General features: G+C 63.7%; 18 protein-coding genes. 5 read left to right on the top strand and 13 right to left on the bottom strand.

Annotation, left to right across the window (positions count from 1 at the left end; genetic code table 11):
* Nucleotides 1-1,025 (bottom strand): S-(hydroxymethyl)glutathione dehydrogenase/class III alcohol dehydrogenase (locus M0954_RS03795; RefSeq protein ID WP_297351715.1); only part of this gene is annotated, 1,025 nt, incomplete at its 3' end.
* Between the two features lie 455 nt (nucleotides 1,026-1,480).
* Here M0954_RS03795 and M0954_RS03790 point away from each other — a divergent pair.
* Nucleotides 1,481-2,896 (top strand): nucleobase:cation symporter-2 family protein, encoded by a 1,416-nt coding sequence (locus tag M0954_RS03790; protein ID WP_183143121.1) that lies wholly within the window; start codon nucleotides 1,481-1,483, stop codon nucleotides 2,894-2,896.
* Between the two features lie 205 nt (nucleotides 2,897-3,101).
* On the opposite strand, the gene M0954_RS03785 is transcribed toward M0954_RS03790, so the two are convergent.
* Genes M0954_RS03785 through M0954_RS03775 form a run of 3 tightly spaced genes read right to left on the bottom strand, consistent with a single transcriptional unit; the run spans nucleotide 3,102 to nucleotide 9,078 of the window.
* On the bottom strand, nucleotides 3,102-4,625 hold the full coding sequence (locus tag M0954_RS03785; protein WP_122153484.1) for an efflux transporter outer membrane subunit: 1,524 nt from the start codon (nucleotides 4,623-4,625) through the stop codon (nucleotides 3,102-3,104).
* A 1-nt stretch (nucleotide 4,626) separates the two neighbouring features.
* Nucleotides 4,627-7,836, bottom strand: coding sequence for an efflux RND transporter permease subunit (locus M0954_RS03780; RefSeq protein WP_122153483.1), 3,210 nt, complete (start codon nucleotides 7,834-7,836; stop codon nucleotides 4,627-4,629).
* Nucleotides 7,837-7,851: 15 nt separating this feature from the next.
* The gene (locus M0954_RS03775; protein ID WP_133892872.1) at nucleotides 7,852-9,078 is read right to left on the bottom strand and encodes an efflux RND transporter periplasmic adaptor subunit; all 1,227 of its coding nucleotides are present in this window, start codon (nucleotides 9,076-9,078) and stop codon (nucleotides 7,852-7,854) included.
* Nucleotides 9,079-9,499: 421 nt separating this feature from the next.
* Here M0954_RS03775 and M0954_RS03770 point away from each other — a divergent pair, with 421 nt between their 5' ends.
* The gene (locus M0954_RS03770; protein WP_123385516.1) at nucleotides 9,500-10,159 is read left to right on the top strand and encodes a TetR family transcriptional regulator; all 660 of its coding nucleotides are present in this window, start codon (nucleotides 9,500-9,502) and stop codon (nucleotides 10,157-10,159) included.
* A gap of 7 nt (nucleotides 10,160-10,166) precedes the next feature.
* On the opposite strand, the gene M0954_RS03765 is transcribed toward M0954_RS03770, so the two are convergent.
* From M0954_RS03765 to M0954_RS03740, 6 genes are all read right to left on the bottom strand, one after another.
* Nucleotides 10,167-10,919 carry an SRPBCC domain-containing protein gene (locus M0954_RS03765; protein WP_122153480.1) on the bottom strand — a complete coding sequence of 251 codons (753 nt, stop codon included), beginning with the start codon at nucleotides 10,917-10,919 and terminating at the stop codon, nucleotides 10,167-10,169.
* A 35-nt stretch (nucleotides 10,920-10,954) separates the two neighbouring features.
* A complete protein-coding gene (locus M0954_RS03760; RefSeq protein WP_133892870.1) occupies nucleotides 10,955-11,404 on the bottom strand; it encodes a DUF427 domain-containing protein in 450 nt (149 codons plus the stop codon).
* A gap of 216 nt (nucleotides 11,405-11,620) precedes the next feature.
* Nucleotides 11,621-12,118 carry a carboxypeptidase regulatory-like domain-containing protein gene (locus M0954_RS03755; protein WP_122153478.1) on the bottom strand — a complete coding sequence of 166 codons (498 nt, stop codon included), beginning with the start codon at nucleotides 12,116-12,118 and terminating at the stop codon, nucleotides 11,621-11,623.
* 221 nt (nucleotides 12,119-12,339) lie between these two features.
* Nucleotides 12,340-13,866, bottom strand: a complete 1,527-nt coding sequence (locus tag M0954_RS03750; RefSeq protein ID WP_297351713.1) for a DegQ family serine endoprotease — start codon at nucleotides 13,864-13,866, stop codon at nucleotides 12,340-12,342.
* Between the two features lie 129 nt (nucleotides 13,867-13,995).
* Nucleotides 13,996-15,297: an ATP-binding protein gene (locus M0954_RS03745; RefSeq protein ID WP_297351711.1), complete on the bottom strand. Its 1,302-nt coding sequence runs from the start codon at nucleotides 15,295-15,297 to the stop codon at nucleotides 13,996-13,998.
* A gap of 4 nt (nucleotides 15,298-15,301) precedes the next feature.
* On the bottom strand, nucleotides 15,302-15,964 hold the full coding sequence (locus M0954_RS03740) for a response regulator (protein ID WP_074300681.1): 663 nt from the start codon (nucleotides 15,962-15,964) through the stop codon (nucleotides 15,302-15,304).
* A 502-nt stretch (nucleotides 15,965-16,466) separates the two neighbouring features.
* Between M0954_RS03740 and dacB the strand changes: the two genes are divergently transcribed.
* The 3 genes from dacB to M0954_RS03725 all read left to right on the top strand — a co-directional run bounded on the left by dacB (nucleotide 16,467) and on the right by M0954_RS03725 (nucleotide 20,471).
* A complete protein-coding gene (dacB, locus tag M0954_RS03735; RefSeq protein WP_297351709.1) occupies nucleotides 16,467-17,993 on the top strand; it encodes a D-alanyl-D-alanine carboxypeptidase/D-alanyl-D-alanine-endopeptidase in 1,527 nt (508 codons plus the stop codon).
* A gap of 197 nt (nucleotides 17,994-18,190) precedes the next feature.
* Nucleotides 18,191-19,147 (top strand): sterol desaturase family protein, encoded by a 957-nt coding sequence (locus M0954_RS03730; protein ID WP_122153473.1) that lies wholly within the window; start codon nucleotides 18,191-18,193, stop codon nucleotides 19,145-19,147.
* Nucleotides 19,148-19,232: 85 nt separating this feature from the next.
* Nucleotides 19,233-20,471 carry an SGNH/GDSL hydrolase family protein gene (locus M0954_RS03725; protein ID WP_297351707.1) on the top strand — a complete coding sequence of 413 codons (1,239 nt, stop codon included), beginning with the start codon at nucleotides 19,233-19,235 and terminating at the stop codon, nucleotides 20,469-20,471.
* A gap of 189 nt (nucleotides 20,472-20,660) precedes the next feature.
* Here M0954_RS03725 and M0954_RS03720 read toward each other — a convergent pair whose 3' ends face one another.
* From M0954_RS03720 to M0954_RS03710, 3 genes are all read right to left on the bottom strand, one after another.
* Nucleotides 20,661-21,242 (bottom strand): nucleotidyltransferase domain-containing protein, encoded by a 582-nt coding sequence (locus tag M0954_RS03720; RefSeq protein WP_074263459.1) that lies wholly within the window; start codon nucleotides 21,240-21,242, stop codon nucleotides 20,661-20,663.
* 127 nt (nucleotides 21,243-21,369) lie between these two features.
* Nucleotides 21,370-22,527 (bottom strand): L-threonylcarbamoyladenylate synthase, encoded by a 1,158-nt coding sequence (locus M0954_RS03715; protein WP_297351705.1) that lies wholly within the window; start codon nucleotides 22,525-22,527, stop codon nucleotides 21,370-21,372.
* A gap of 12 nt (nucleotides 22,528-22,539) precedes the next feature.
* Nucleotides 22,540-23,736, bottom strand: coding sequence for a 5-(carboxyamino)imidazole ribonucleotide synthase (locus M0954_RS03710; RefSeq protein ID WP_122153471.1), 1,197 nt, complete (start codon nucleotides 23,734-23,736; stop codon nucleotides 22,540-22,542).
* Nucleotides 23,737-23,867 lie beyond the last annotated feature (131 nt).

Raw genomic sequence — 23,867 nt, 5'->3', positions numbered from 1 at the left:
TGCGTGATCAGATCGTCGATGTTGATCTTGCCTTCCATATACCAGTCGACGATCTTCGGCACATCGGTGCGGCCACGTGCGCCGCCGAACGCGGAGCCCTTCCATTGACGGCCCGTCACGAGCTGGAACGGACGCGTGCTGATTTCTTCGCCCGCTGCAGCCACGCCGATGATGAACGACTGTCCCCAGCCCTTGTGCGTGCACTCCAGTGCCTGACGCATCACCTTCGTGTTGCCGATGCATTCGAACGAGTAGTCGGCGCCGCCATCGGTCAATTGCACGATATGGTCGACGACGTTCTCGACTTCAGTCGGATTAATGAAGTGCGTCATGCCGAACTTCTTCGCGAGCTCGACGCGTCCCGGGTTCAGATCGACGCCAATGATCTTGTCCGCGCCCACCATCTTCGCGCCCTGGATCACGTTCAGCCCAATCCCGCCGAGACCGAACACCACTACGTTCGCACCCGCCTCAACCTTGGCCGAATACACCACCGCGCCGACGCCTGTCGTCACGCCGCAGCCGATATAGCAGATCTTGTCGAACGGCGCGTCTTCACGCACCTTCGCCACCGCGATCTCCGGCACGACGATGTAGTTCGAGAACGTCGACGTCCCCATGTAGTGGAACAGCGGCTTGCCGTCCAGAGAAAAACGCGAAGTGGCATCCGGCATGAGCCCTTTGCCTTGCGTCGAACGAATCGCCTGACACAGGTTGGTCTTGCGCGACAGACAGAACTTGCACTGACGGCATTCCGGCGTGTAGAGCGGAATCACGTGATCGCCCTTCTTCAGCGTGCCGACGCCAGGTCCCACATCGACGATCACGCCAGCGCCTTCATGACCGAGGATCGCCGGGAAGATGCCTTCAGGGTCGGCGCCCGAGAGCGTGTAGTAATCGGTGTGGCAGATGCCGGTGGCCTTCACTTCGATCAGCACTTCGCCGGCACGCGGCCCTTCCAGATCGACTTCCTCGATTGTCAGCGGTGCGCCGGCCTTCCATGCGATGGCTGCTTTCGTCTTCATGGTGAATGCTCCTGTAGTCCCTTGAATCAATCTCGTGATGCGCGGCTCGAACCTTCAACGCGACCGGCGCCTATGATCGCCGAAAACTGCGGCGCGCGTATTCCAGCACCCGCCGCGTCATTGCTCATACGCATAGGCGACGCTCGATTCCACCCGCGGGTTAACCCCGCCACCCTGGAAGCCGCGCCAAAACGGCACTATGCGTCGATTCGAATACACCTCATGGATTTTCACACATATCGATTTGGATGGGCCCGCCGGCGCGCCCGCAACTTCGCACCGCAGCGCGGGGCTCACAGCCTGTTTGCCCGGCTCAGGCATTTCGATCGGCTTTCAAATCGCCCCCACCCATATGATCAGCGCGAAGCCCGGAATAGGCCCCAGTGGTCTTGTTGTGCTTTTTCTCTCCGCATACCTTGGAGTCATCCCAAAACGAGATGGTGGAGAGAGACAAAATGCAATCGAACACGGTTCACCCGTGCGACGAACGACTGCCCGCAGGCCAGTTGCTCACGCTCGGCATTCAGCACGTCCTCGTCATGTATGCCGGCGCAGTGGCGGTACCCCTCATCGTCGGCAGCGCACTCAAACTGCCGAAAGATCAGATTGCGTTTCTGATCAGCGCGGACCTCTTCTCCTGCGGCATCGCCACGCTGATCCAGACGCTCGGTCTATGGATCTTCGGCATCCGCCTGCCTGTCATCATGGGCTGCACGTTCGCTGCCGTCGGCCCGATGGTGGCGATCGGCACCAACCCGAGTCTCGGCATTCTCGACATCTTCGGCTCGACGATCGCGGCCGGCGTGGTGGGCATACTACTGGCGCCTGCCGTCGGCAAGCTGTTGCGATTTTTCCCGCCGGTAGTGATCGGCGTGGTGATTTCCGTGATCGGATTGTCGCTGATGGAGGTCGGCATCAACTGGGCGGCCGGCGGTGTCGGCAATCCTGACTACGGCAACCCGGTGTACCTGGGCCTGTCGCTCGTCGTGCTCACACTGATCCTGCTGATCAACAAGTTCGGCAAAGGCTTCATGGCCAACATCTCCGTGTTGCTCGGCATCGTTGCCGGCTTTGTGATCGCCGCGCTGCTCGGCCGCGTCAACATGGAAGGCGTGACGGCCGCACCGTGGGTTGGCATCGTGATGCCGTTCCACTTCGGCCTGCCGCACTTCGATCCGCTCGCCATCGCGACGATGGTCACCGTGATGTTCGTCACCTTCATCGAATCGACCGGCATGTTCCTCGCCGTCGGCGATATGGTGGACCGGCCGGTGGATCGGCAGACGCTCGTGCGCGGCCTGCGTGTGGACGGTCTGGGCACGCTGATCGGCGGCATCTTCAACTCGTTCCCGCATACCTCGTTCTCGCAAAACGTCGGGCTGATCGGCGTGACGGGGGTGAAGAGCCGCTTCGTCTGCGCAATGGGCGGCGTGATTCTCGTGCTGCTTGGCCTGTTTCCGAAGATGGCTCAGGTGGTAGCGTCGGTACCGGCGTTCGTGCTCGGCGGCGCAGGCATCGTGATGTTCGGGATGGTGGCTGCGAACGGCATCAAGGTGCTCTCGAAGGTCGACTTCGTGAAGAACCATCACAACCTGTTCATCGTTGCGGTGAGTATCGGTCTCGGTCTGGTGCCGGTGGTGTCGCCGCAGTTTTTCTCCAGGCTGCCGCCGGCGCTTTCGCCGCTGTTGCATAGCGGGATTCTGCTGGCCTCGGTGTCTGCCGTCGTGCTGAATCTGGTGTTTAACGGCGTCAAAGGGGAACGTGCTGCGAAGCACGAAATCCGCCGCGCTGGACATGATTTCGATGGGCGTGGTGGCAATGAAGAAGCGGCTGCGGGTGATGAGATGCTACGGGCTGCGGATTTGCACTGAATTCGAGTGAGGGGTAATGCTGGCGGGTGCGAGGTGACACTTGTGCGATGCCGGCGAGCCCGAGCGAACACCGCGTGCAGCACAGGTCGTCAGGTAGACATGGGCAACGTCCAGACAGAAACGCCACGGCATGCCGTGGCGTTTCTGTTTGCTGCGCGAGCAAGCGGCAGGTCCATGGAAGGCCCCGCCGCCTACTGCCCCGCGCTCAATTCACCGTAGGCGCAGAAGCCGCCGCCGTCGCGCTGGCCGCCGCGCTGTAGTCCACCGGTGCATCGGCCGGACGCGGTTGATCGCCGCTGTGTTCGATCCACCCGCCACCCAGCGACTGATACAGATCGACCAGGTTCGTCAGCCGCGCCACACGTGCCGAAATCAACGCCTGCTGCGCCGAATACAGATCGGTCTGCGCAGTCAGCACCGACAGATAGCTGTCCACACCATTGCGATAACGCAGATCCGACAGATCCAGGCGCCGCTGTTCCGCGAAGGTATCGCGTTCGAGCGCCGCAATCTGCTCGTCATACGTGCCACGCGCCGCGAGTCCGTCCGCCACTTCGCGGAAGGCCGTCTGGATCGCCTTTTCGTACGTCGCGACCTGGATGTTCTTCTGCACGTGAGCGAGATCGAGGTTGGCCTTGTTCTCACCGCCAGCGAAGATCGGCAAGGTGATCGTCGGGGTGAAACCCCATGCCGCCGAACCCGGCTTGAAGAGCGTACCCAATGTCGGACTCAGCGTGCCGAAGTTGCCAGTCAGCGAGATTTTCGGGAAGAATGCTGCGCGCGCCGCACCGATGTTCGCGTTGGCGGCCAGCAGGTTCTCCTCGGCCTCCATGATGTCCGGACGTCGCGTCAGCAGATCCGACGGCAACCCAGCCGGAACATCCGTGAGGAGATTCTGGTTGTCGAGCGTCAGGCCAGGCGGCAGATCGTCAGGCAGCGGCTCGCCAACCAGCAATACCAGTGCATTGACCGCCTGGGCACGCAAGCGCGCCTCGGCCTGGTAATTCGCGTTGGCCTGCTCGACCACCGTTTGCGCCTGCCGCAAATCAAGCTCGGAACCCGTGCCGTTATCGAACTGCAGCTTGTTGATCCGATACGATTCCTGCGCGGTCTTCAGCGTGCCCTCGGTGACCTTCAACAGATCGTCAAACGACAGCACTGTCAGATACTGATCCGCCACCTGCGACACCAGCGAGATCTCCGCCGCCTTGCGCGCCTGCGCCGTGGCGAGGTATTGATCCAACGCCTGATCCTTCAGGCTGCGAATCCGGCCGAAGAAGTCGAGTTCCCACGAGGCATTCAGCCCGACGGAATATTCGGTGCTGAGCTCCTCGCCCGGCAGCGCGAGATCCGCCGGCGTACGCGTGCGGGTCTCCGAACCTGCAGCGCTGACGGAAGGCAGGAGCCCCGCGCGCACCACCCGATACTGCGCCTGCGATTGCTGGATATTCAGCACCGACACGCGCAGATCGCGGTTGTTCTTGAGCGCAATCTCGATCAGCCGCTGCAGACGCGGATCGACGAAGAAGTTGCGCCAGCCGATGTCGGTCGCGGCCTGGGCGTTCGCGCTGCGCGCGCCGCCGTTCGCCGGACCCGGCTGCGTCGCGTAGACGCCGTCCGCCGGAAACGTCCCCGACACCGGTTCGGCCGGCCGGTCGTACTTCGGCTCCATCGTGCAAGCTGCAGCGAGGAACGCGACCGCCACTGCTATCAAAGAGTGTTTTTGCATCTCAATGTCCTTCCTTGCCCGAGCCGCTTCCATCATGACCCTGGTCCTGCGGATCATGAGGATGGTGCTGGTTATAGTGTTCGAGCGCCGCATCCGGATCTTCCTTCTCGCCGCCGAACTTCGCACGAACCACGACGAAGAACATCGGGATCATGAAAATCGCCAGGAAGGTCGCCGTCAGCATCCCGCCGATCACGCCGGTACCGATTGCGTGCTGGCTCGCAGAGCCGGCGCCGTTACTGATAGCCAGCGGCATCACGCCGAGAATGAACGCGAGCGAGGTCATCAGGATTGGCCGCAACCGCAGACGCGCAGCTTCCAGCGCGGCCTCGACCGGGCCCATGCCTTCGCCCTGCTGCAGTTCGCGAGCGAACTCCACGATCAGAATCGCGTTCTTCGCCGACAGCCCCACCGTGGTCAACAGACCCACCTGGAAGAACACGTCGTTCTCGAGGCCACGCAGCGTAGCGGCCAGAAGTGCGCCCAGCACGCCGAGTGGCACCACCATGATCACCGAGAACGGGATCGACCAGCTTTCATACAGCGCCGCGAGACACAGGAACACCACGAGGATCGAGATGCCGTAGAGGATAGGCGCTTGCGAGCCAGACTGGATTTCCTGGAACGACAGCCCCGTCCATTCGTAACCGATACCCGCCGGGAGCTTGGCGGCAATCGCCTCGATTGCCGCGTTCGCCTGACCCGTACTCTTGCCCGGCGCAGCCGCACCCTGGATTTCCACCGCGGAAATACCGTTGTAGCGCTCGAGCTTCGGCGAACCGTAGGCCCACGTGCCCGTCGTGAACGCCGAGAACGGGACCATCGTGCCGGCGCCGTTGCGCACGTACCAGTCGTTCAGATCTTCCGGGTTCATCCGGAACGGCGCGTCAGCCTGCAGATACACCTTCTTGATCCGGCTGTCGGTATCGAGGAAGTTGTTCACATAGGCCGATGCCCAGGCGATCGAGAACGTCTGGTCGATCGTGGCGAGCGACACGCCTAGCGCGGCAGCCTTCTCATGGTCGATCGTCACGTTGAACTGCGGCGTGTCGTTCAGACCGTTCGGACGCACCTGCGCCAACACCGGATCCTTCGCGGCCATCCCGAGCAGCATGTTGCGCGCTTCCATCAGCTTCTCGTGGCCGAGCCCTGCACGGTCTTCCAGTTCAAAGTCGAAGCCTGATGCCGTACCCAGTTCAGGAATCGATGGCGGGTTGACCGGATACACCAGCGCATTCTTATAGCCCGCGAAGTGCATGAACAGGCGGCCCACCAGTGCCTGAACCTTCTCGTCGGCATGTTGGCGCTGCGAGTAGTCCTTCATCCGCACGAACACGAGACCCGCGTTCTGGCCGCGGCCGGCAAAGCTGAACCCGTTCACCGTGAAGACAGATTCCACGATGCCCTTCTCTTTGTCGAGCAGGTAGTCGGAAATGTCCTTCAGCGCACGCGCCGTGGTTTCCTGGGTCGAGCCCGACGGCGTCTGCACCAGCACGAACATCGTGCCCTGGTCTTCATCCGGCAGGAACGACTTCGGCAGCCGCACGAACAGCATGCCCACCGCCACGATCACCACCAGGTAGATGATGAGCCAGCGGCCCGAGCGCTTGATCACGTGGTGCACGCCGCTGTGGTACTTGTCGCGGCTCTTCTCGAAGGCCCGGTTGAACCAGCCGAAGAAGCCCTTCTTCTCTTCGTGATGGCCTTGCGGAATCGGTTTGAGAATCGTCGCGCAGAGCGCCGGCGTCAACACCAATGCAACCAGCACGGACAGCACCATTGCCGACACGATGGTCAGCGAGAACTGCCGGTAAATCGCGCCCACCGAGCCGCCCGAGAACGCCACCGGCACGAACACAGCCGACAGCACGAGCGCCACGCCGACCAGCGCACCGGTAATCTGGTCCATGGCCTTGCGGGTCGCGTCGCGTGGCGACAGACCCTCTTCGGCCATCACCCGCTCGACGTTCTCCACCACCACGATCGCATCGTCCACCAGCAGGCCAATGGCGAGCACCAGCCCGAACATGGACAGCACGTTGATCGAGAAACCCACCGCGTTCATGATCGCGAACGTACCGAGCAGCACCACCGGCACCGCGATTGTCGGAATCAACGTCGCGCGCAGGTTTTGCAGGAACAGGTACATGACCAGGAACACCAGCACGATCCCTTCGAGCAGCGTCTTGACCACTTCCTCGATCGACAGGCGCACGAACGGCGTCGTGTCATACGGATACTTCACGACAAGACCGTGCGGGAAGTACTTCGACAACTGGTCGACCTTCGCGCGCACCGCCTTGGCCGTAGCCAGCGCGTTGGCACCCGTAGCCAGCTGAATCCCGAAGCCGGCCGTCGGCACACCGTTGTACTTGGTGTCGAAGTTATAGTTTTCGCCGCCCAGATCGATGCGCGCCACGTCCTTCAGCAGCACACGCGAGCCGTCCTGATTCACCTTCAGCAGAATGTTGCCGAACTGCTCCGGCGTCTGCAGCAGCGTTGCTTCGCTGATGGTGGCCTGCAGCGCCTGCCCCGGCACCGCTGGCGTGCCGCCGAGCGAGCCGCCGGCGACCTGCACGTTCTGCGCGGTCAGCGCAGTCTGCACATCAACGGGCGTAAGACCGAAGTTGGTGAGCTTGTTCGCATCGAGCCAGATCCGCATGGCGTACTGCGAGCCGAACAGCGTGACCGTACCCACACCGTCGATCCGGCTAACCGGGTCTTCGATGTTCGACGCGACGTAGTTCGCCAGGTCGTACTTGTTCATGCTGCCGTCTTCGGAGTTGAAGGCCATCACGAGCAGGAAGCTGCTGCTCGACTTGGTGACCTTCGTACCGAGCTGCTGCACGGCCTGCGGAAGTAGCGGCGTAGCGAGCTGCAGCTTGTTCTGCACCTGCACCTGCGCGATGTCAGGATTGGTGCCGGCTGCGAACGTCAGCGTGATGGTGGCCGTACCCGAGTCGTCCGAAGTGGACGAGATATACAGCAAGTGGTCGAGACCACTCATCTGCTGCTCGATCACCTGCGTGACGGTGTTTTCCACCGTCTTTGCCGATGCACCCGGGTACGTTGCGCTGATCTGCACGGCCGGCGGCGCGATGGTCGGGTATTGCGCGATCGGTAGCGTAAAGATCGACGCGAGGCCCGCGAGCATCAGAATGATGGCGATCACCCACGCAAAAATCGGGCGATCGATAAAGAACTTTGCCATGAAACAGGCTCCCTGTTATTGCGCGCCCGATGCAGCAGAAGCAGCCTGAGCCGTCTGGGCACCGCTGGCGGCCGGTGCAGCTGCAGCGGCTGCGTCGGAGGAAGCAGGCAGTTGCGCCGCGACCGTCTTGACGTCCATGCCAGGGCGAACCTTGTCGGTGCCCTGCACGATCACGTGGTCGCCCGGGTTCAGGCCGCTGTCGACCACCCAGTTCGAGCCATACGTGCGCGAGGTGACGAGCTGACGCAATGCAACCTTGTTATCCGAGCCGACCACCAACGCGGTCGGCGAGCCCTTCTGGTCATGCGTCACGCCGATTTGCGGCACGAGGATCGCCTGATCGTTCACGCCTTCCTCGATGCGCGCACGCACGAACATGCCCGGCAGCAGCACACGGTCCTTGTTCTGGAACAGCGCGCGCACGGTGACCGAACCGGTGCTCTGATCGACCGTGACGTCGCTGAACTGCAGCTTGCCCTTCTCGGAGTAGGTACGGCCGTCTTCGAGAATCAGCGTGACCGTCGCCGCATCCGGGCCGCTCGTCTTCAGACGCCCTTCCTGGACATCGCGGCGCAGCTTGAGGCCGTCGAGGCTCGATTGCGTCAGGTCGACGTACATCGGGTCCAACTCCTGGACCGTCGACATCAACGTCGCAGCGCTCGCCTGCACATACGCACCCGGCGTCACCTGCGAAATGCCGACCTGGCCGCTCACCGGCGAGACGACGTCCGTGTAGCCGACATTGATCTGCGCGGTATCGACGGCGGCCTTGCCCGAAGCGACGTCCGCCGCAGCCTGGCCTTCCGAAGCCACCGCGTTGTCGTAGTCCTGCTTGCTGACCGCGTTGGCCGCGACCAGCACCTTGTAGCGGCTGGCCTGCGCCGTAACCGACACGAGGTTCGCCTGAGCCTTGGCGAGCGTTGCCTTGGCGCTGTTCAACTGCGCGATGTACGGCGCCGGATCGATCTTGTAGAGACGCTGCCCGGCCTTCACTTCGCTGCCTTCGGTGAACTCGCGGCGCAGCACGATGCCGTCCACCCGCGCACGCACTTGCGCCACGAGGAAAGCGTTGGTGCGGCCCGGCAGTTCGGTGACGACCGGCACGGCCGACGGCTGGACGGTGACAATGCCGACTTCAGGTGTTTGTTGTGGCGGGGCCGATTGTTTTGGTCCGCACGCTGCCAGCAATACGGCAGCCGTCGCGGCACTGATTAAGCGAAATGGAACCCGTTCGACGCGCATGGAGCGACCTCTGTCAAGGCTGAGAGAATGAAAAGTGCGCGCATCCCTACCCCGGGGACGACAACGCACGCATGCGTCTTACGACGCGTAACCGGAAGCCCAGTGGTGCGTACTCGCTGTGCACCCCAGGCCATATGCGCCAAACCGGGAAATGCCGCGCGCCGTCAACCCTTTTGGGACGGCGCATAAGCTTTCTGAAAGGCAACAGTGACGGATATTAACCGGTCGTCACGGCTTGGGCTATCCGATCGATGGGGTGCTATTATATATACATTCGCGAATGCATGTAAAAGTGTCTTTCGCTATCCTTTCAGGCACGCCAAGGCAATACCTGCTCGCTAAAGACGAAACGCGCGGGCGGATTGTGACGGCCACGTTTAAAAGTGTCCGGGTAATCCCACCGATACGCAGGTCAGACGAAATGGTCAGAAGGACCAAGGAAGAGGCGTTGGAGACGCGCGCCGGCATTCTCGATGCCGCCGAGCAGGTCTTTTTCGAGAAAGGCGTGTCGCGCACGTCGCTGGCTGACATCGCCCAGGCCGCAGGCGTCACGCGCGGGGCGATCTACTGGCACTTCGCCAACAAAGGCGACCTCTTCACCGAGATGTTCGACCGCGTGCTGTTGCCGCTCGACGAACTGAAGGCCGCGTCAATCAACCCGGAAGAGGCCGATCCGCTCGGACGGCTAATCGAAATCTGCACACTGTGCCTGCGCGACACCGCGGCCGATCCGCGGCGGCGACGCGTATTCGACATCCTGTTTCTGAAGTGTGAGTTCGTGGAAGATATGGGCCCGGTGATGGTCCGGTATCAGACCAACATGCGCGAAGGGCTCGGCAAGATCGAGATTGGCCTGCGCAACGCGATCTCCAAAGGCCAGATGCCGCCCGATCTCGATACGAAACTGGCAGCCACGATGCTGCATGCGTTCGTTGGCGGTTCGCTGCGCGACATGCTGTTTCTGCCCGACTCCACCGATTTCGCCGAGCACGCGCAGCAGATGGTGGAAGCCATGTTCGACGCCCTGCGGCTCAGTCCCGCGCTACGCACCGGCGGAAATAGCGAGCCGAAGAAGGCCTGAGGTCCGCTCAGGTCTGGGTGCTGAACCAATGCGCCGCATAAAGCAGCAACGCGACCACGAAGATCATCGCCGCCCACGCCCAGTTCGGCATGGCATGCGGCGTCGGCTCGCGATGCGACACGCTGTGCGAGCGAGCGCCGAACAGCGTGCTGGTGGCGCGCCCGGAGAGCGAGCCGCCATGATCGTGCGATCGCACGCGGCGCGCCATGGTGCCGAGGTTGATCGGCCGCAGGAACACATGTTGCCGCCGGCTATGCGTGCCGCGCGCGCGGTTCGGCCCCTGCCCGTGCTTGGCCTGCACGACCGCGCAGAACTCCGTGAAGAAATCGTCGGCCAGTTCGTGCAGCGCATTCTCGATCTGGCGCGTCGGCAATTCCGCGAGGGGCCCCGTCAAGGTTGCCCACACCGAATAATCGATCCGTGTGCTCGGTGCCTTGTTCGATCCCGTGTCGTCCGCGCGCAGCGTTACATCGATCTGTCCGCGCAGCGATCCGACGCCTTCGGCGCGCGCCTTGAAGTTGAGCGCACGATGCGGCTCGTCGAGCTGCACCGGATTCTTGTTGGCAACATGGGCGCGCACTTCGTAGCGGGCGCGCAACGGCCCGAGTGGCACGGTCAGCGTCAACGCATACTCGCCGCCCGCAAGGCGGCTAAAAGACTCGCAGTTGTCGAGACTCGCGCGCAACAACGCGAGGTCTTGCAGCGCCTCCCAGACGTCGGACGGTGCAAGCGCAATCCGTAACGCGTTGTTCAGCTCCATGACCGCCTCCCCCGATAAACGCGCCGTCTACACGATCAGGATGTCTGATCGATGCGGTCGACACGCGAAGCATAAAACGCCAGATAGCCCTTGATCTGCTGAACCCCGTCGAGCGGGCTTTCATAACACCAGGCGGCATTCTCAACCAGGCCGTCTTCGGTGCGCAGATGGAAATACGACGCCTCGCCCTTGAACGGGCAACGCGACGTATGGTTGGAGCTTTCGAGCCGCGCCATATTGACATCACCACGCGGAAAATAAAACACCTCGGGCAGACCGGTCTCCGCGAGCGTCAGCGCGCCCTGCGTGTCGGCCATCGTGACGCCCTGATGGATCACCCGCACACGATGATTGTTGACGCTAATGTCGATGCGATGACCGCCGCTGGCCGCACCGGAAGCAGAAGCACCGTGGGCGGCGCCTTCCACCCGACCGGAATGGGTGGTCCCTGGAGAACTACCTGCGGGCGGCGTGGGATCGCTCATGTCAGGACTCCGTACGCGATAAAACGGCGGTTCAGGCAGCGGTCAAAAAGTGATCAGGCAGCAACGCACACAAAAGCACCCAAGGATGGCTCGGGCTTCAGCATCCCGCGGCGGCTTTCAGAACGAAAAAAACCACGGGGGACGCCCGTGGCTTCATTATCGGCCAATCTTCGGCCAATTGCGCAACCTTCGCGCGGCCGGCGAATTCGGCCCGTGTTACTGCGTATTCCAGTAGAAAGCCGACTTGGTGCCGCCTTGGGCGGGCACCGTTATCGCCTTTTGCTGATCGTCGCTCTTGTAGCGCGCGTGCACCGTATAACGGCCCGGACGCAACCTCACGAGCATATAAGGACCGCGGGAATCGGCCTGCAGCACATCCGCGCCGTGCGCGTCGACGATCTGCACGTGCACGTCGGCGAGGAAGTCGGAACCCGGGCCGGTAAAGCGCAGCGCCAGCGGCCAACGGCTTTCCGCGCCCTGCAGCGCCTTCGACTCGTCGCTGCCGACGCCGCCCGATACGTAGGCCACGCCGCCCTGATGCTGGATCTGCGGCATGCCGCCGCCGTTGACGTTGCCAGCACTATCGCTGTCGCTGGTGGTGCCGCCGGTCGTGTCGTTCGACTGCTGCGCCCAGGCGCCACCCGCGAGACCTAGCGTCAGCGCCGCGGTTAGCGCCGCCGCCACGAGACGTCGCTGATTGCCTTGAAATTTCATTGCATCGCTCCTTGTTAGAGTCCTGGTGGGTCTGCCCCCGACAGACATCTGCAACTGCCGTGCCCGCCGGGCTTACAGAGCACCTGTTTCGGTGGAACCCACCGCAACCGGCCGCATCGAATGCCGCGTCGACAAGACCTTCGCGGCAAAAGGCGGGCGCGCCGCTCGCACAAGGCGCCGGTCCGTGAGCAGTTTATGCAAACGGACCGGCAAGTTTTACGTCAACCGAGATCGACCGGCACAAAGATCTGTGCGTTGTCACGCTGGATCAGGAGGGCGATGCTGTTGCCCGCCTGCGTGATCATCTGCTTCAACTGGTCGACACTCGTCACCGGACGGCCGGTCACCGCCAGAATCACGTCACCTGGTTGAATGCCGGCGTTCTCGGCCGCGCCGCCCGACTGCTGCACCAGCAAGCCGTGCGACACCGAAGCGTTGCTCTTTTCGTCCGGCGTAAGCGGCCGCACCGCGACGCCGAGGCGCCCCTGGACCTGCTCAGGCGCATTGTCGTTCTTCGCGACCTTGGCATCCGACATCGAGCCGAGCGTCACCTTGATGTCCTTGCTCGCCTTGTCGCGCCACACGGTGACGGTCGCCGAACTGCCGGGCGCGAGGCTCGCCACCTGTGAAGGCAGATCGGTCGAGTCCGCCACCGGCGAACCGTTCACCGCCGTGATCACGTCGCCGGGTTGCAAGCCAGCCTTGGCGGCCGGACCGCCCGGATCCACCGAACTCACGAGCGCGCCGTTCGGCTTGGTCAAGCCAAACGAATTGGCCAGCGTCTGGTTCAAGCCTTGCACGGCCACACCGAGGCGCCCACGGCTCACGTGACCCGTCTTGACGAGATCGTCCTTGACCTTGATCGCCTCGTTGATCGGAATCGCGAACGACAGGCCCTGGAAGCCGCCCGTTTGCGAGTAAATCATCGAGTTGATACCGATCACTTCACCCTGCAGATTGAACAGCGGGCCACCTGAGTTGCCCGGGTTCACCGGCACGTCGGTCTGGATGAACGGCGTATAGGTCTCGTTCGGCAGCGAGCGCGACTTGGCGCTGATGATGCCCGAGGTCACCGTGTTGTCGAAACCGTACGGCGAACCGATTGCCACGACCCACTGGCCAACCTTGCTCTGGTTAGGATCGCCGATCTTCACGATCGGCAGATTGCTCGCGTCGATCTTCAGCACAGCCACGTCGGACTGCTTGTCGGCACCCACCACCTTGGCGCGAAACTCGCGCTTGTCGGTCAGCTTGACGGTCACGACGTTCGCACCGTCGACCACGTGCGCATTGGTCAGGATGTAGCCGTCGCTGCTGACGATAAAGCCTGAACCGAGACTCGCGCTCGGCTGGTCGCCTTGATCGCCGCCACCGTCGCCGCCCTGCGCGCCAGGCATGCCGCCGAAGAAATGCTTGTAGAACTGATAGAACGGATCGCTCGGATCGATCGGCAGTTGCTGGGCGTTGCCACCGCTTTCGCCATTGTCGCCGCCGCTGCGCAGCGCAGTCTGCTTGACGACGTGCTTCGCGCTGATGTTGACGACAGCCGGACCATAGGTCTCGACGAGGCCAGAGAAATCGGGGATGCCGGTTTTTGCCGCGGCCTCGGCAGGCATCATTGCGGCGGCCTGCGCCGGCGCAATGACCTGGGGCGCGGGCAGATCGCGGTGGCCAGCCACATAACCGGCGGACAGCGCGACGACAACGGCCACGGCAACAGCACTGCGGGACAGGGTTTTCGCATTCATCGTGAGCTCCTGACAGGGAGGAAGGCTTTGGGGATGGGATGAAGCGTACGTGCTATCGCTTAAAAGAGTCTTAAGCAGAGAAACTTCGGCAAAACTGCTTGCTTTCTCCCACGTGACGCCCTTTCCTCGTCAGAACCGCACGCTAACTTCGAGGCCACCGGCCGGTGTTTCGCCCAGTGCCACGCTCGCGTCATGCTGAAGCGCGATGCGCCGCACGATCGCCAGCCCGAGCCCACTGCCGGAGACATCCGTGCGCGCGCGGTCGGCGCTCGCCCCGGCACGGTAGAAGCGGTCGAACACGCGCTCGCGCTCGGCAGGCGGAATGCCCGGTCCGCTGTCGCCGATGCGCACAACCGGATGCCCCGCTTCGACGATCAGGCTCACGTCCACCCGGCCGCCGCGTGGGGTGTATTTGGTTGCGTTGTCCACCAGATTGTTGAACATCACCCGCAACGCGTCCGCGTTGCCAATCACGCTGGCGGCCTCGCTTGTCTCGATGCCGAGATCGACACCACGTTGCTGCGCGAGCGGCGCATACGCCATCACGCAGTCTTCGAGCAACGCGTGCAGATCGATCGCCTGGGCCTGAATGTGGCCGTCCGGTTCCGAACGCGCCAACGCCAGCAACTGTTCGGCGAGACGCGTCGCACGCGTGACGCCTGCCTGGAGATCGGCGAGCGCTTCACGGCGCGTGGCGTCGTCGGTTGCACGCGCAACGAGTTGCGTCTGGATCTGCACTGCGGCGAGCGGAGTGCGCAGTTCATGCGCGGCGTCGGCCACGAACGCCTTCTGTGTGTCGAGCGCTGTGGCGAGACGCTGCAGCAGGCCATTGAGCGCGCGCACCAGCGGCTGTACTTCGAGCGGCAGACGGCTGTCGGGCAGCGGATCGAGCGCTTCCGGATGGCGTGTATCGAGCGCACCGGTCACCCGGCGCAGCGGCCTGAGGCCGCGCCCGACCACCATCCACACCGCCAGCCCCAGCAACGGCAGCAGCACGATCAACGGCCATAGCGTGCGTAACGCCACATTCGCAGCGAGGCGGTTGCGCACCGACACCGGTTGCGCCAGTTGCACGACGTTATCGCCGACGATCGCGCCGTACACGCGCCAGTCGCCGCGATCGGTGCGCTCAGTCGAGAAGCCGAGCTCGGCGCGCGGCGCGAGCGGCGCACGCGGCCGCGAGTAGTACATCAACGCGCCGTTGCGATTCCAGATCTGCAGCACGATGCCCTCGTCGCCGGTATCGCGCGAGCCGAGCACCTGCGAGAAAGGCTCGGATGGCAGCGCCTCGGCGATCTCCTGCAACTGGTAATCGAACAGTTCGTTGGCTTCGGCGAGCGCCTGACGGTAGATCAGCCAGCCGGCAATGCCGACGCCGAGCAACACGATGGCAAGCAGCCAGAACAGCAATTGACGACGAATGGAACGCATCGGCTCAGGCGTCCTTCGCGATCATGTAGCCGAGGCCTCGCACGTTGCGGATCAGGTCGGCGCCGAGCTTCTTGCGCAGCGCATGGATGTACACCTCGACGGTATTACTGCCGATTTCCTCGCCCCAGCCGTACATTTTTTCTTCGAGCTGGCTCTTCGAGAGCACGGCGCCGGGCCGCGCAATCAGCGCTTCTAGCAGCGCAAATTCACGCGCGGACAGCGCAACTGGCGCGCCGGCCAGCGTGACCTGATGTGAGGCAGGATCGAGTGTGAGCGTGCCGTGACGGATGGTCGAATCGCTGCGGCCCGACTGACGGCGAATCAGCGCGCGCATGCGGGCGCCGAGTTCGTCGAGATCGAAAGGTTTGACCAGGTAATCGTCGGCACCCGCGTCGAGCCCTTTGACGCGGTCTGCCACGGCGTCGCGCGCCGTCACGATCAGCACCGGCAGCGTATGACCACGCGCGCGCAGCGCACGCAGCACGTCGAGGCCGTCGCGCTTGGGCAGACCGAGGTCGAGCAGCACCAGATCGTAAGGTTCGCCGCCGGCCGCGCTGAGCGCCGCTTCGCCGTCTTCCACCCAGTCGACGGCAAAGCCTTCGCCACGTAACGCTTTGCGCACGCCCTCAGCAATCATCCGGTCGTCTTCGACTAGCAATATGCGCATGACTCTACGATTCCGAAACACTCATGATGTCGCATTCTAGCGCCCGACCCGGGCTCGTGCGCCTCGCCCCCACGGATTGCTGCAGGTACGGCGCAATTTCACCGCACCACCGCAGCATGTCTCTACAATGAGCGCTTTTGCGCAGCGCGTCATCGGGCCCTGAAACAAGGGGCCACATGGCGACTCGCACAAGGGAAAGCGAACTCGCGCATAACGATGAAGTTTTGCTGCGCGCGGCCGTTACACCCCTTGTATGCCCCACATGAGTACAGCGCGCCGAGCGCCGTGCTTCAGCCGTGACTCTTTGGTTTTTCGCCCGTTCATGACGCACGCCTTTCTGTCTTTTCTCGTCCGCCGTCTCGTGCCGTGCGCAGCTTCGTCGGTCCCGTTTGCCACCGCCCCAGCGTCCACACCTTCTGATTCGATCCAGCCGCGTACCGTTACCGCGTCAGGTGACACCCGAGGGCACGCAGCGCAGCGGCATTCGGCGCGGCGTGTCCCGATGGGCGCCGCCGCCCTGCTGATGGCGTGTGCGGCGCTCGCCTGCGCCGCGCCGGCGCAAGCCCGCGTCAAGGCCAAACACCCTACCGTCAGCGTCAGCACGGTGCTGCCGCCCGTCGTCATGGCCGGCCTCGCACGCGCCCACGTGCCGTTGACCAACATTAGCGTAGTGGTCGAAAAGGTCGGCGATCGCACCCCCATCATCGCGCTCAACGCGGGCAAGCCGATGATGCCCGCCTCGACGATGAAGCTCGTCACGACGTACTCCGGGCTGTCGATCCTGGGCCCCGACTACCGCTGGCGCACCAGCGCCTATGCCGACGGCACGCTCGACGCCAACGGCATCCTGCATGGCAATCTGTACATCCAGGGCACCGGCGACCCGAAGCTCGTGCCGGAAGAACTGATCGACCTCGTGCAGAAAATCCGCAAGGCTGGCATCAATGGGATCGACGGTGCGCTGGTGCTCGACAAGCGCTTCTTCGATGCCTCGACGCGCGACCTGCCTCCGTTCGACGACGACGCTACGGCCCCCTACAACGTCGGCCCCGATCCGCTGCTATACGCTTTCAAGTCGCTGTCGTTCACGCTGACGCCGTCGCCTGACGGCAGTGTGGCCATCGACGTCATACCCGCGCTCGCGCAACTGCAGATCGACAACCAGCTGCACGCAACCGGCGGCCCGTGCCGCGGCGAGCTGCCCACGCCTGAGGTCACACCGCAGCCCAACGGCACAGTGATCGCATCATTTACCGGCGAATACCCCGAGCGCTGCGGCCCGCGCACGCTGAACGTGGCAATGCTCGACCACTCGACGTTCTTCGCCGGCGGTTTCCTCGCGCTATGGGAGCAGAACGGCGGCACCTTCACCGGCGCGACGCGCGAAGGCCCGGTGCCGGTCGAAGCACGCCTGATCGCCACTCATGAGGGGCCGATGCTGTCCGACATCGTTCACGACATCAACAAGTTCAGCAACAACACGATGGCGCGCAATCTGTTCCTGACGATCGGCGCAGTCACCAGCAAACCGCCGGCGACCCCGGAAAAATCCGCGCGCGCGATCGAAGCGTTCCTGCAGAAAAACGGCCTCGACATGGAGTACCTCTCGCTCGACAACGGCTCGGGCCTGTCGCGCGACGAGCACATCACGGCGCTCTCGCTGGCGGATCTGTTGCAGGCGGCCAACGCGAGCCCGGTCGCCCAGGTGTTCGTCGATTCGCTGCCGGTGGCCGGCGTCGACGGCACGATGCGCAATCGCCTCACCTCGCAACCGGTCGGCGGCAACGCGCACATCAAGACCGGCACGCTGCGCGACGTGCGCGCCATTGCGGGCTATGTGGCCTCCGCCGACGGCGTCAGTTATATCGTCGTCAGCATCATCAACGACCCGCATTCCGAAGCTGCGCGGGCCGCGCATGATGCGCTGCTCGAATGGGTCTACCAGGGGCCGTCGCAACCGATGCAGGAAGTCGCAGAAGAGCCGCGCAGCAAGCCCAGGAAAAACCCGCACAAGGGTAGCCAGCATTGAGGATTCCTTCTAGCGAAGCCATGCGCGGCAGGCCCCAGAGCGTGTACGCTTGCGGGCAGTGTTTGAAGCGCGCGTGACATCCAGAGAGAGGCGCGCGCCGACCGCGCGCCACCCAGGGCGGCGTTGCGGAATCAGACGATAACGACAACGCCTGCTGCGGCATTCGCAGCGGCCAGGGACCCAGGAGGAAGACGCCCATGCAATTCGATGCCGAATTGCTGCTGCTCGCCATGGCGCCCGTCTTCCTTGCATGCATCGGCTGGGAGGCGTGGCACCTGCATCGCACGCGCCCCGCAGCACGGCTCTACAGCTGGCGCGACACGCTCTGCAACGCCGCGCTGGCATTGCTGCAGCAAGCCGCCGACAAGCTCGCGTGGCTCGCGATCATCCCCGTCTATGCGTACTGCTTCGACCACTTTCGCGTCTATACATGGCACGCGGGATGGCTATCGTTCGTCGTCCTGTTCGTTGCGCAAGACCTGCTCTACTACGTGTTTCACCGCTGCAGCCACCGGGTGCGCTGGCTGTGGGCCGCGCACGTCGTGCATCACTCGTCGGAGCGGATGAATTTTTCCACCGCCTTCCGCCAGAGCCTGATGTACCCCATCGCCGGCATGTGGGTGTTCTGGATTCCGCTCGCAGTACTAGGCTTTCCGCCGAAGCAGATCGTCGCCATCGTGCTGATCAATCTCGGCTTCCAGTTTTTCGTGCACACCCAGGCTATCGGCAAGCTCGGCTGGCTCGAATACGTGTTGAACACGCCGTCGATTCATCGCGTGCACCACGCGCGCAACGACCGCTATATCGACCGCAATTACGCCGGCGTGCTCGTGATCTGGGACAGGCTGTTCGGCAGCTATGTCGAAGAAGATGCGCGCGATGCGCCGGTCTACGGCATCGTCGAGCCGCTTCGCACCTATAACCCGCTGAAGGCGACGTTTCACGAATGGGCGTCGATGGGCGCCGATTTCCTGCAGGTACAGGGTTGGCGCAACAAGCTGAGCGCACTGTTCGCGCCGCCTGCGTGGGCCGCCGCGTATCACGCGTCGCGCGACTCGCAGACCACCGAGCGCCATCTGGACGAACGCATCAATGCATCGGCAAACAACCCGGCGGCGTTTCAAACGCCACGCAGACCGGGAAAGATTCTGTAAGCTGTCGCCACGCCGCCGACGCGGTGGGCGCCGCCTGCATCACATGGCAAAAAAGGCCACACACATACGAGGAGATGAAATCAACATGAAACAACAGGGAACCAAACATCGCGGTCTGTTGCGCCTGTCGCAAGTCGCGATCGCCAGCGCAGCCTTCGCCATGCTCGCAGCCTGCGGCGGCGGCAGTAGCAGCAGCCCGAGCAGCAGCACGCCGGCGGGCGGCGTCAAATTGCAGGTGGTGTCGTTCGGCGACAGCCTGTCGGACGTGGGCACGTACGCGCCGGTCATCGCAGCAGACTTTGGCGGCGGCCGCTTCACGACCAATCCGGGCCAGGTGTGGACCCAACTGATCGCCCAATACTACGGCGGCACGCTGACCGCGGCCTACCTGGGCGGCTTCGGCCAGCCGCTGGCGGCAGCCGGTGGCTATGGTTATGCACAGGGCGGCTCGGACGTCGTCATCGCCGAAGGCGAAGGCTGGGCGCCGGACAACCTCGCGGCGACGACGGTGCCGGTGACGACCCAGGTGTCGCAATATCTAAGCGCCCATACGAGCTTCAATTCGAACCAGCTCGTGCTGATAGACGGCGGCGCGAACGACATCTTCCAGTTCGCGACCACAGCCAATCTGACGGCGCTCGGTACCGCGTTGCAAACGCAGTACCCGGCTGCGGTCGCAGCCGGCCTACTGCCGAACACGCAGGCGGGTCAGGTGGAGTTCATCGCCAGCTACCTGCAGACGAACAGCACCCAGGTCGCGGCGGCTGCCGTCGCGCTCGCGACGCAAATCCAGACCATCGTCGCCAACGGTGCCACGCACGTAGTGCTGATGACCGTGCCCGACATCGGCCAGACGCCCCTCGGCGTCGCCGCGAACGCGCAGGCGGCCGGGTCTGCGGCGTTGCTGACCGGGGTCAGCGCCGCCTTTAACGGGATCGTCGAGCAGGCGCTCGCGACGCAGATTGCCTCGCACACGGTCATCGTTGCCGATGCGTTCGCGTGGCTCGACACCGTCCTGCTGCCGAACGCCCAGTCGCTGGGCTTCACCACGACCAATACCGGCACGGCGTGTAGCCTGACGGCAATGGCGGCTAACGCCACCAAGTACGCCACGGCGAATCCGGCTGTCCTGAACGGTCTGACTCCGGCCGAGTACGGTTCGCAGTTCGCCTCATCGCTGTTCTGCTCGCCGGCGACCTACACGGTGGCGGGGGCTGACCAGACGTATGTCTTCGCTGATACGGTCCACCCGAGCACGCACTCGCACGCACTGTTCGCGCAGTTCGTCGAGCAGCAGATTGCGGCGACGGGATTGGGCAAGTAAGGCAAGACGGGCGACGGTGGATCGAGGTGATCTGCCGTTTTGCCGGTTTGATGAGGAAAGGCCCGGCTGGGTTAAGCCGGGCTTTTTCTTTGATTCTTTGAGCGAGTCTGGATCTGGGCGCACGGGCTGAATAGTCGTCTGGATAGCGGCCGTCAGCACCGTGGTGAAACGCCGTAGCATTGCCGGCATTCATCCCGCAAGTCGCGGCGTGTCGTCAGGAACGATCCTGATAGTGGGCGAGTCGAGGATTGCGCGGACCACCGTATCGTCTCGTGAGAGCACGGCCCATTCGGCCGGATGGTGCAGGTTGGCGTGCACCGAACGCCCGAGCTGCGCGTCGAGTGGCGCCAGATGATCGAGCAGATCGTCCAGACTCACTCGCCCAACGACCATCAGATCGATAACGCTACCCGCCGTGTCCGTCCCCCGCGCCACCGCTCCGAACACGAAGGCTTCGTCGATCTCCTCCGTGAGCGGCGCCAAGGCCTCACGCAGCATACCGGCCAAACCAAACGACTTCGCGCAGATACTGCGCAACTCCGGGTAAAGCGGAAACTCGGTGTTCGCCTGGAAGAGACGCTGGTTGCCCAATCGCGACTCACGCAGCACGCCCGCTTCCCAGAGACGGCGTACCGTATGTTGACCGGCGCCGCTCCCCGCACCTGAGCGGGACATCAGTTCCGCGAGATTAAAGGTCCGTTCGGGCGCCGAGAGGACCAGCGACAGTACTCGCTGCTCGCGCGGCGTGAACATGAAATCGGCGATGCTCATGCGTCTCCCTTGGTGTGGTCAATACCAATTCTTGGCATGAGTATGCCAGCATCTGGCATCTGACCGCAGCTTCACGGCGGAGACTTCTGGGCTGCACGGCCCCTTGGACCTACTCCGGTTGTGTTGCCTATCCCTGCGCTTCGAACGCCGCAGCGGCACGACCGAGCCGGTCGTTCACCGCGATCCATTCGATCGTATCGGGAAGCTTTTCGATCAGGATTCGCGTGACGTTCGCGCGATCGAGTGCACGCAGCAAACCATAGAGTTCGCGCGCGTACACGTGGGGATCCTCGGGCGCCGCGATGAAGTGGACGCCATCGGCATCGGCCCAGCGGCCGGCACGCGACACGCGAGCCACCAAGGCGACGCGTTCGTTCGCCTCGCGTGCGGCCAACATAGGTTCCAGCGCTTCGAACGGCAGCAGCGCAAGCGGTGTGCGCGGCGCGTAGTGTGCTTTGAGCGTGCCTGAGGCACGCGGCGCCGTCGCATCCGAGCCATCGGGCAGACGCGGCGCTTCGCCGAGCACTTCGGCAATATCCTGCGGCGTCACGCGGCCAGGGCGCAGCAGTGCCGGGAAACCGCGCGACAAATCGAGAATGGTCGACTCGATGCCGACGTCCGACGAGCCGCCGTCGAGCACATGAATGCTGCCGCCAAACTCGTCGCGCACGTGCTGCGCGGTGGTCGGGCTCACATGACCGAAGCGGTTAGCCGATGGCGCTGCCACCCCGCCGTGACCGCCACGCAGTGCGCTGAATGCTTCGAGAAGCGCCTGCGCCACCGGATGCGAGGGGCAGCGCAAACCCACCGAGTCCTGTCCGCCGCTCACAGCAGCAGGGATACGCGCGGCACGCTTGAGAATCAGGGTGAGCGGGCCGGGCCAGAAAGCATCGATGAGGCGCAGCGCTTCTGGCGGCAGATGCTCGACCCAATATCCCGGATCACCGTGCGGCGCGAGATGCACGATCACCGGATGATTCGCCGGCCGGCCTTTCGCCGCGTAGATTCGCGCAACGGCGTCCGGGCTCTGGGCGTCGCCGCCGAGGCCATAGACAGTTTCAGTGGGAAACGCGACGAGCTCGCCTGCGTCGAGCAGCGCCGCGGCGTATTCGATTTCCGCGGCGCTCGCACCCGGGCCAGTCGAGGTACCGGCAGCGGCATGAAGTGGTTCAGCGCCTTCGACAGCGCCCGCGGCACTTGCTGCTTCAGCGGCTTTCGCCGCCTCGGCAGCCCTCTGCGCCGCAGCCTTGGCAGCACCCTCAGCAGGTTTATCTTGATCCGGCATGATGCGAGCGCGTCAGCCCTTCAGGATATGCAGCAGCCGCGCACAATCGCGCGCCGCCGTGCGGGCTTCATCGAGCGTCGCAGCGGTGAAGTTCACATGACCCATCTTGCGGCCAGGACGTGCCTCTTCCTTGCCGTACAGATGCAACCGCGCGGCCGGCATCGCGGCCACTTCGTGCCAGGGCGGCGTGACCGCAGCACGCTTGCCGCCGTCCGGAAACCAGATATCGCCGAGGATATTCAGCATCACCGCCGGCGAGTGCTGGCGCGTGTCGCCGAGCGGCATGCCCGTCATGGCGCGGACCTGCTGCTCGAACTGGCTGGTCGCGCAGGCATCGACGGTGTAGTGGCCGGAATTGTGCGGACGCGGCGCCATTTCGTTAGCCACCATGGAGCCGTCTTCCAGAATGAAGAACTCGACGCACAGCACGCCGATATAGCCGAGCCTGTCGGCAATCTGCAGCGCAGCCTGTTGCGCCTGGCTAACGAGCGCCGGACTGGCATCCGGCGCGGGCACTATGGTGTGCGACAGCACGCCGTCGCGGTGGGCGTTTTGCGCGAGCGGATAAACCACCGAGGTGCCGTTCGCGCCGCGCGCGATCAGCGCCGACACTTCGAACTTCAACGGCAGGCGCTTCTCCAGCACACACGGCACGCCGCCGAGCGACGCATGCGCTTCGCGCACTTCTTCGGCGTTGCGCACACTCACCTGCCCCTTGCCGTCATAGCCGAGGCGAGCAGTCTTCAAAATGCCGGGCAGCACCGCAACGAGCGCGGCGTCCTTGAGCGCGGCGAGCGCCTGCGACGATTCGATCACCACGTGCGGTGCCACAGCCACGCCCGATTCGGCAATAAAGCGCTTCTCGGCGATGCGGTCCTGCGCCACCGCTACACATCGGCCAGCCGGGCTGACAAAAGTGGTACGCGCGAGAAAATCGAGGCTCGCGGAAGGCACGTTCTCGAACTCCGTCGAAACCGCTGCGCACAGGCGCGCGAGTTCGGTGAGCGAGGCTTCGTCGTCGTATGCGGCACGCAGATGGCGGTCCGCCACAGCGCCCGCCGGACTGGCTTCGTCCGGGTCGAGCACGGCGACGCGGTAGCCCATCGCCTGGGCGGCAAAGCAGAACATGCGGCCGAGCTGGCCGCCACCTACCATGCCAAGCCAGGCGCCGGGCATGATCGGTGAAACCGGTGTGTTGTCTGGATTCATCTCAGTGGTCGGTCACGGCCGGCGCACATGAATGTGCGCCGCACCGGGGGTCAGGCAATGGACATCAGGCCGATCGGATCAGTCGAATCAATCGGGCCAGCTCATTGTGCAAACTTAGCAGGCGAACTTCG

Origin of the sequence: Paraburkholderia sp. (genome assembly GCF_026225065.1) — a bacterium.
Classification (GTDB): domain Bacteria; phylum Pseudomonadota; class Gammaproteobacteria; order Burkholderiales; family Burkholderiaceae; genus Paraburkholderia.
This window is presented reverse-complemented; position numbering and strand designations above follow the sequence as displayed.

Excerpts from the sequence above, each read along its gene's own strand:
- M0954_RS03790 (WP_183143121.1), top strand. The coding sequence starts at position 1,481 with ATGCAATCGAACACGGTTCACCCGTGCGACGAACGACTGCCCGCAGGC.
- M0954_RS03785 (WP_122153484.1), bottom strand. The coding sequence starts at position 4,625 with ATGCAAAAACACTCTTTGATAGCAGTGGCGGTCGCGTTCCTCGCTGCA.
- M0954_RS03780 (WP_122153483.1), bottom strand. The coding sequence starts at position 7,836 with ATGGCAAAGTTCTTTATCGATCGCCCGATTTTTGCGTGGGTGATCGCC.
- M0954_RS03775 (WP_133892872.1), bottom strand. The coding sequence starts at position 9,078 with ATGCGCGTCGAACGGGTTCCATTTCGCTTAATCAGTGCCGCGACGGCT.
- M0954_RS03770 (WP_123385516.1), top strand. The coding sequence starts at position 9,500 with ATGGTCAGAAGGACCAAGGAAGAGGCGTTGGAGACGCGCGCCGGCATT.
- M0954_RS03765 (WP_122153480.1), bottom strand. The coding sequence starts at position 10,919 with ATGGAGCTGAACAACGCGTTACGGATTGCGCTTGCACCGTCCGACGTC.
- M0954_RS03760 (WP_133892870.1), bottom strand. The coding sequence starts at position 11,404 with ATGAGCGATCCCACGCCGCCCGCAGGTAGTTCTCCAGGGACCACCCAT.
- M0954_RS03755 (WP_122153478.1), bottom strand. The coding sequence starts at position 12,118 with ATGAAATTTCAAGGCAATCAGCGACGTCTCGTGGCGGCGGCGCTAACC.
- M0954_RS03750 (WP_297351713.1), bottom strand. The coding sequence starts at position 13,866 with ATGAATGCGAAAACCCTGTCCCGCAGTGCTGTTGCCGTGGCCGTTGTC.
- M0954_RS03745 (WP_297351711.1), bottom strand. The coding sequence starts at position 15,297 with ATGCGTTCCATTCGTCGTCAATTGCTGTTCTGGCTGCTTGCCATCGTG.
- M0954_RS03740 (WP_074300681.1), bottom strand. The coding sequence starts at position 15,964 with ATGCGCATATTGCTAGTCGAAGACGACCGGATGATTGCTGAGGGCGTG.
- dacB (WP_297351709.1), top strand. The coding sequence starts at position 16,467 with ATGGGCGCCGCCGCCCTGCTGATGGCGTGTGCGGCGCTCGCCTGCGCC.
- M0954_RS03730 (WP_122153473.1), top strand. The coding sequence starts at position 18,191 with ATGCAATTCGATGCCGAATTGCTGCTGCTCGCCATGGCGCCCGTCTTC.
- M0954_RS03725 (WP_297351707.1), top strand. The coding sequence starts at position 19,233 with ATGAAACAACAGGGAACCAAACATCGCGGTCTGTTGCGCCTGTCGCAA.
- M0954_RS03720 (WP_074263459.1), bottom strand. The coding sequence starts at position 21,242 with ATGAGCATCGCCGATTTCATGTTCACGCCGCGCGAGCAGCGAGTACTG.
- M0954_RS03715 (WP_297351705.1), bottom strand. The coding sequence starts at position 22,527 with ATGCCGGATCAAGATAAACCTGCTGAGGGTGCTGCCAAGGCTGCGGCG.
- M0954_RS03710 (WP_122153471.1), bottom strand. The coding sequence starts at position 23,736 with ATGAATCCAGACAACACACCGGTTTCACCGATCATGCCCGGCGCCTGG.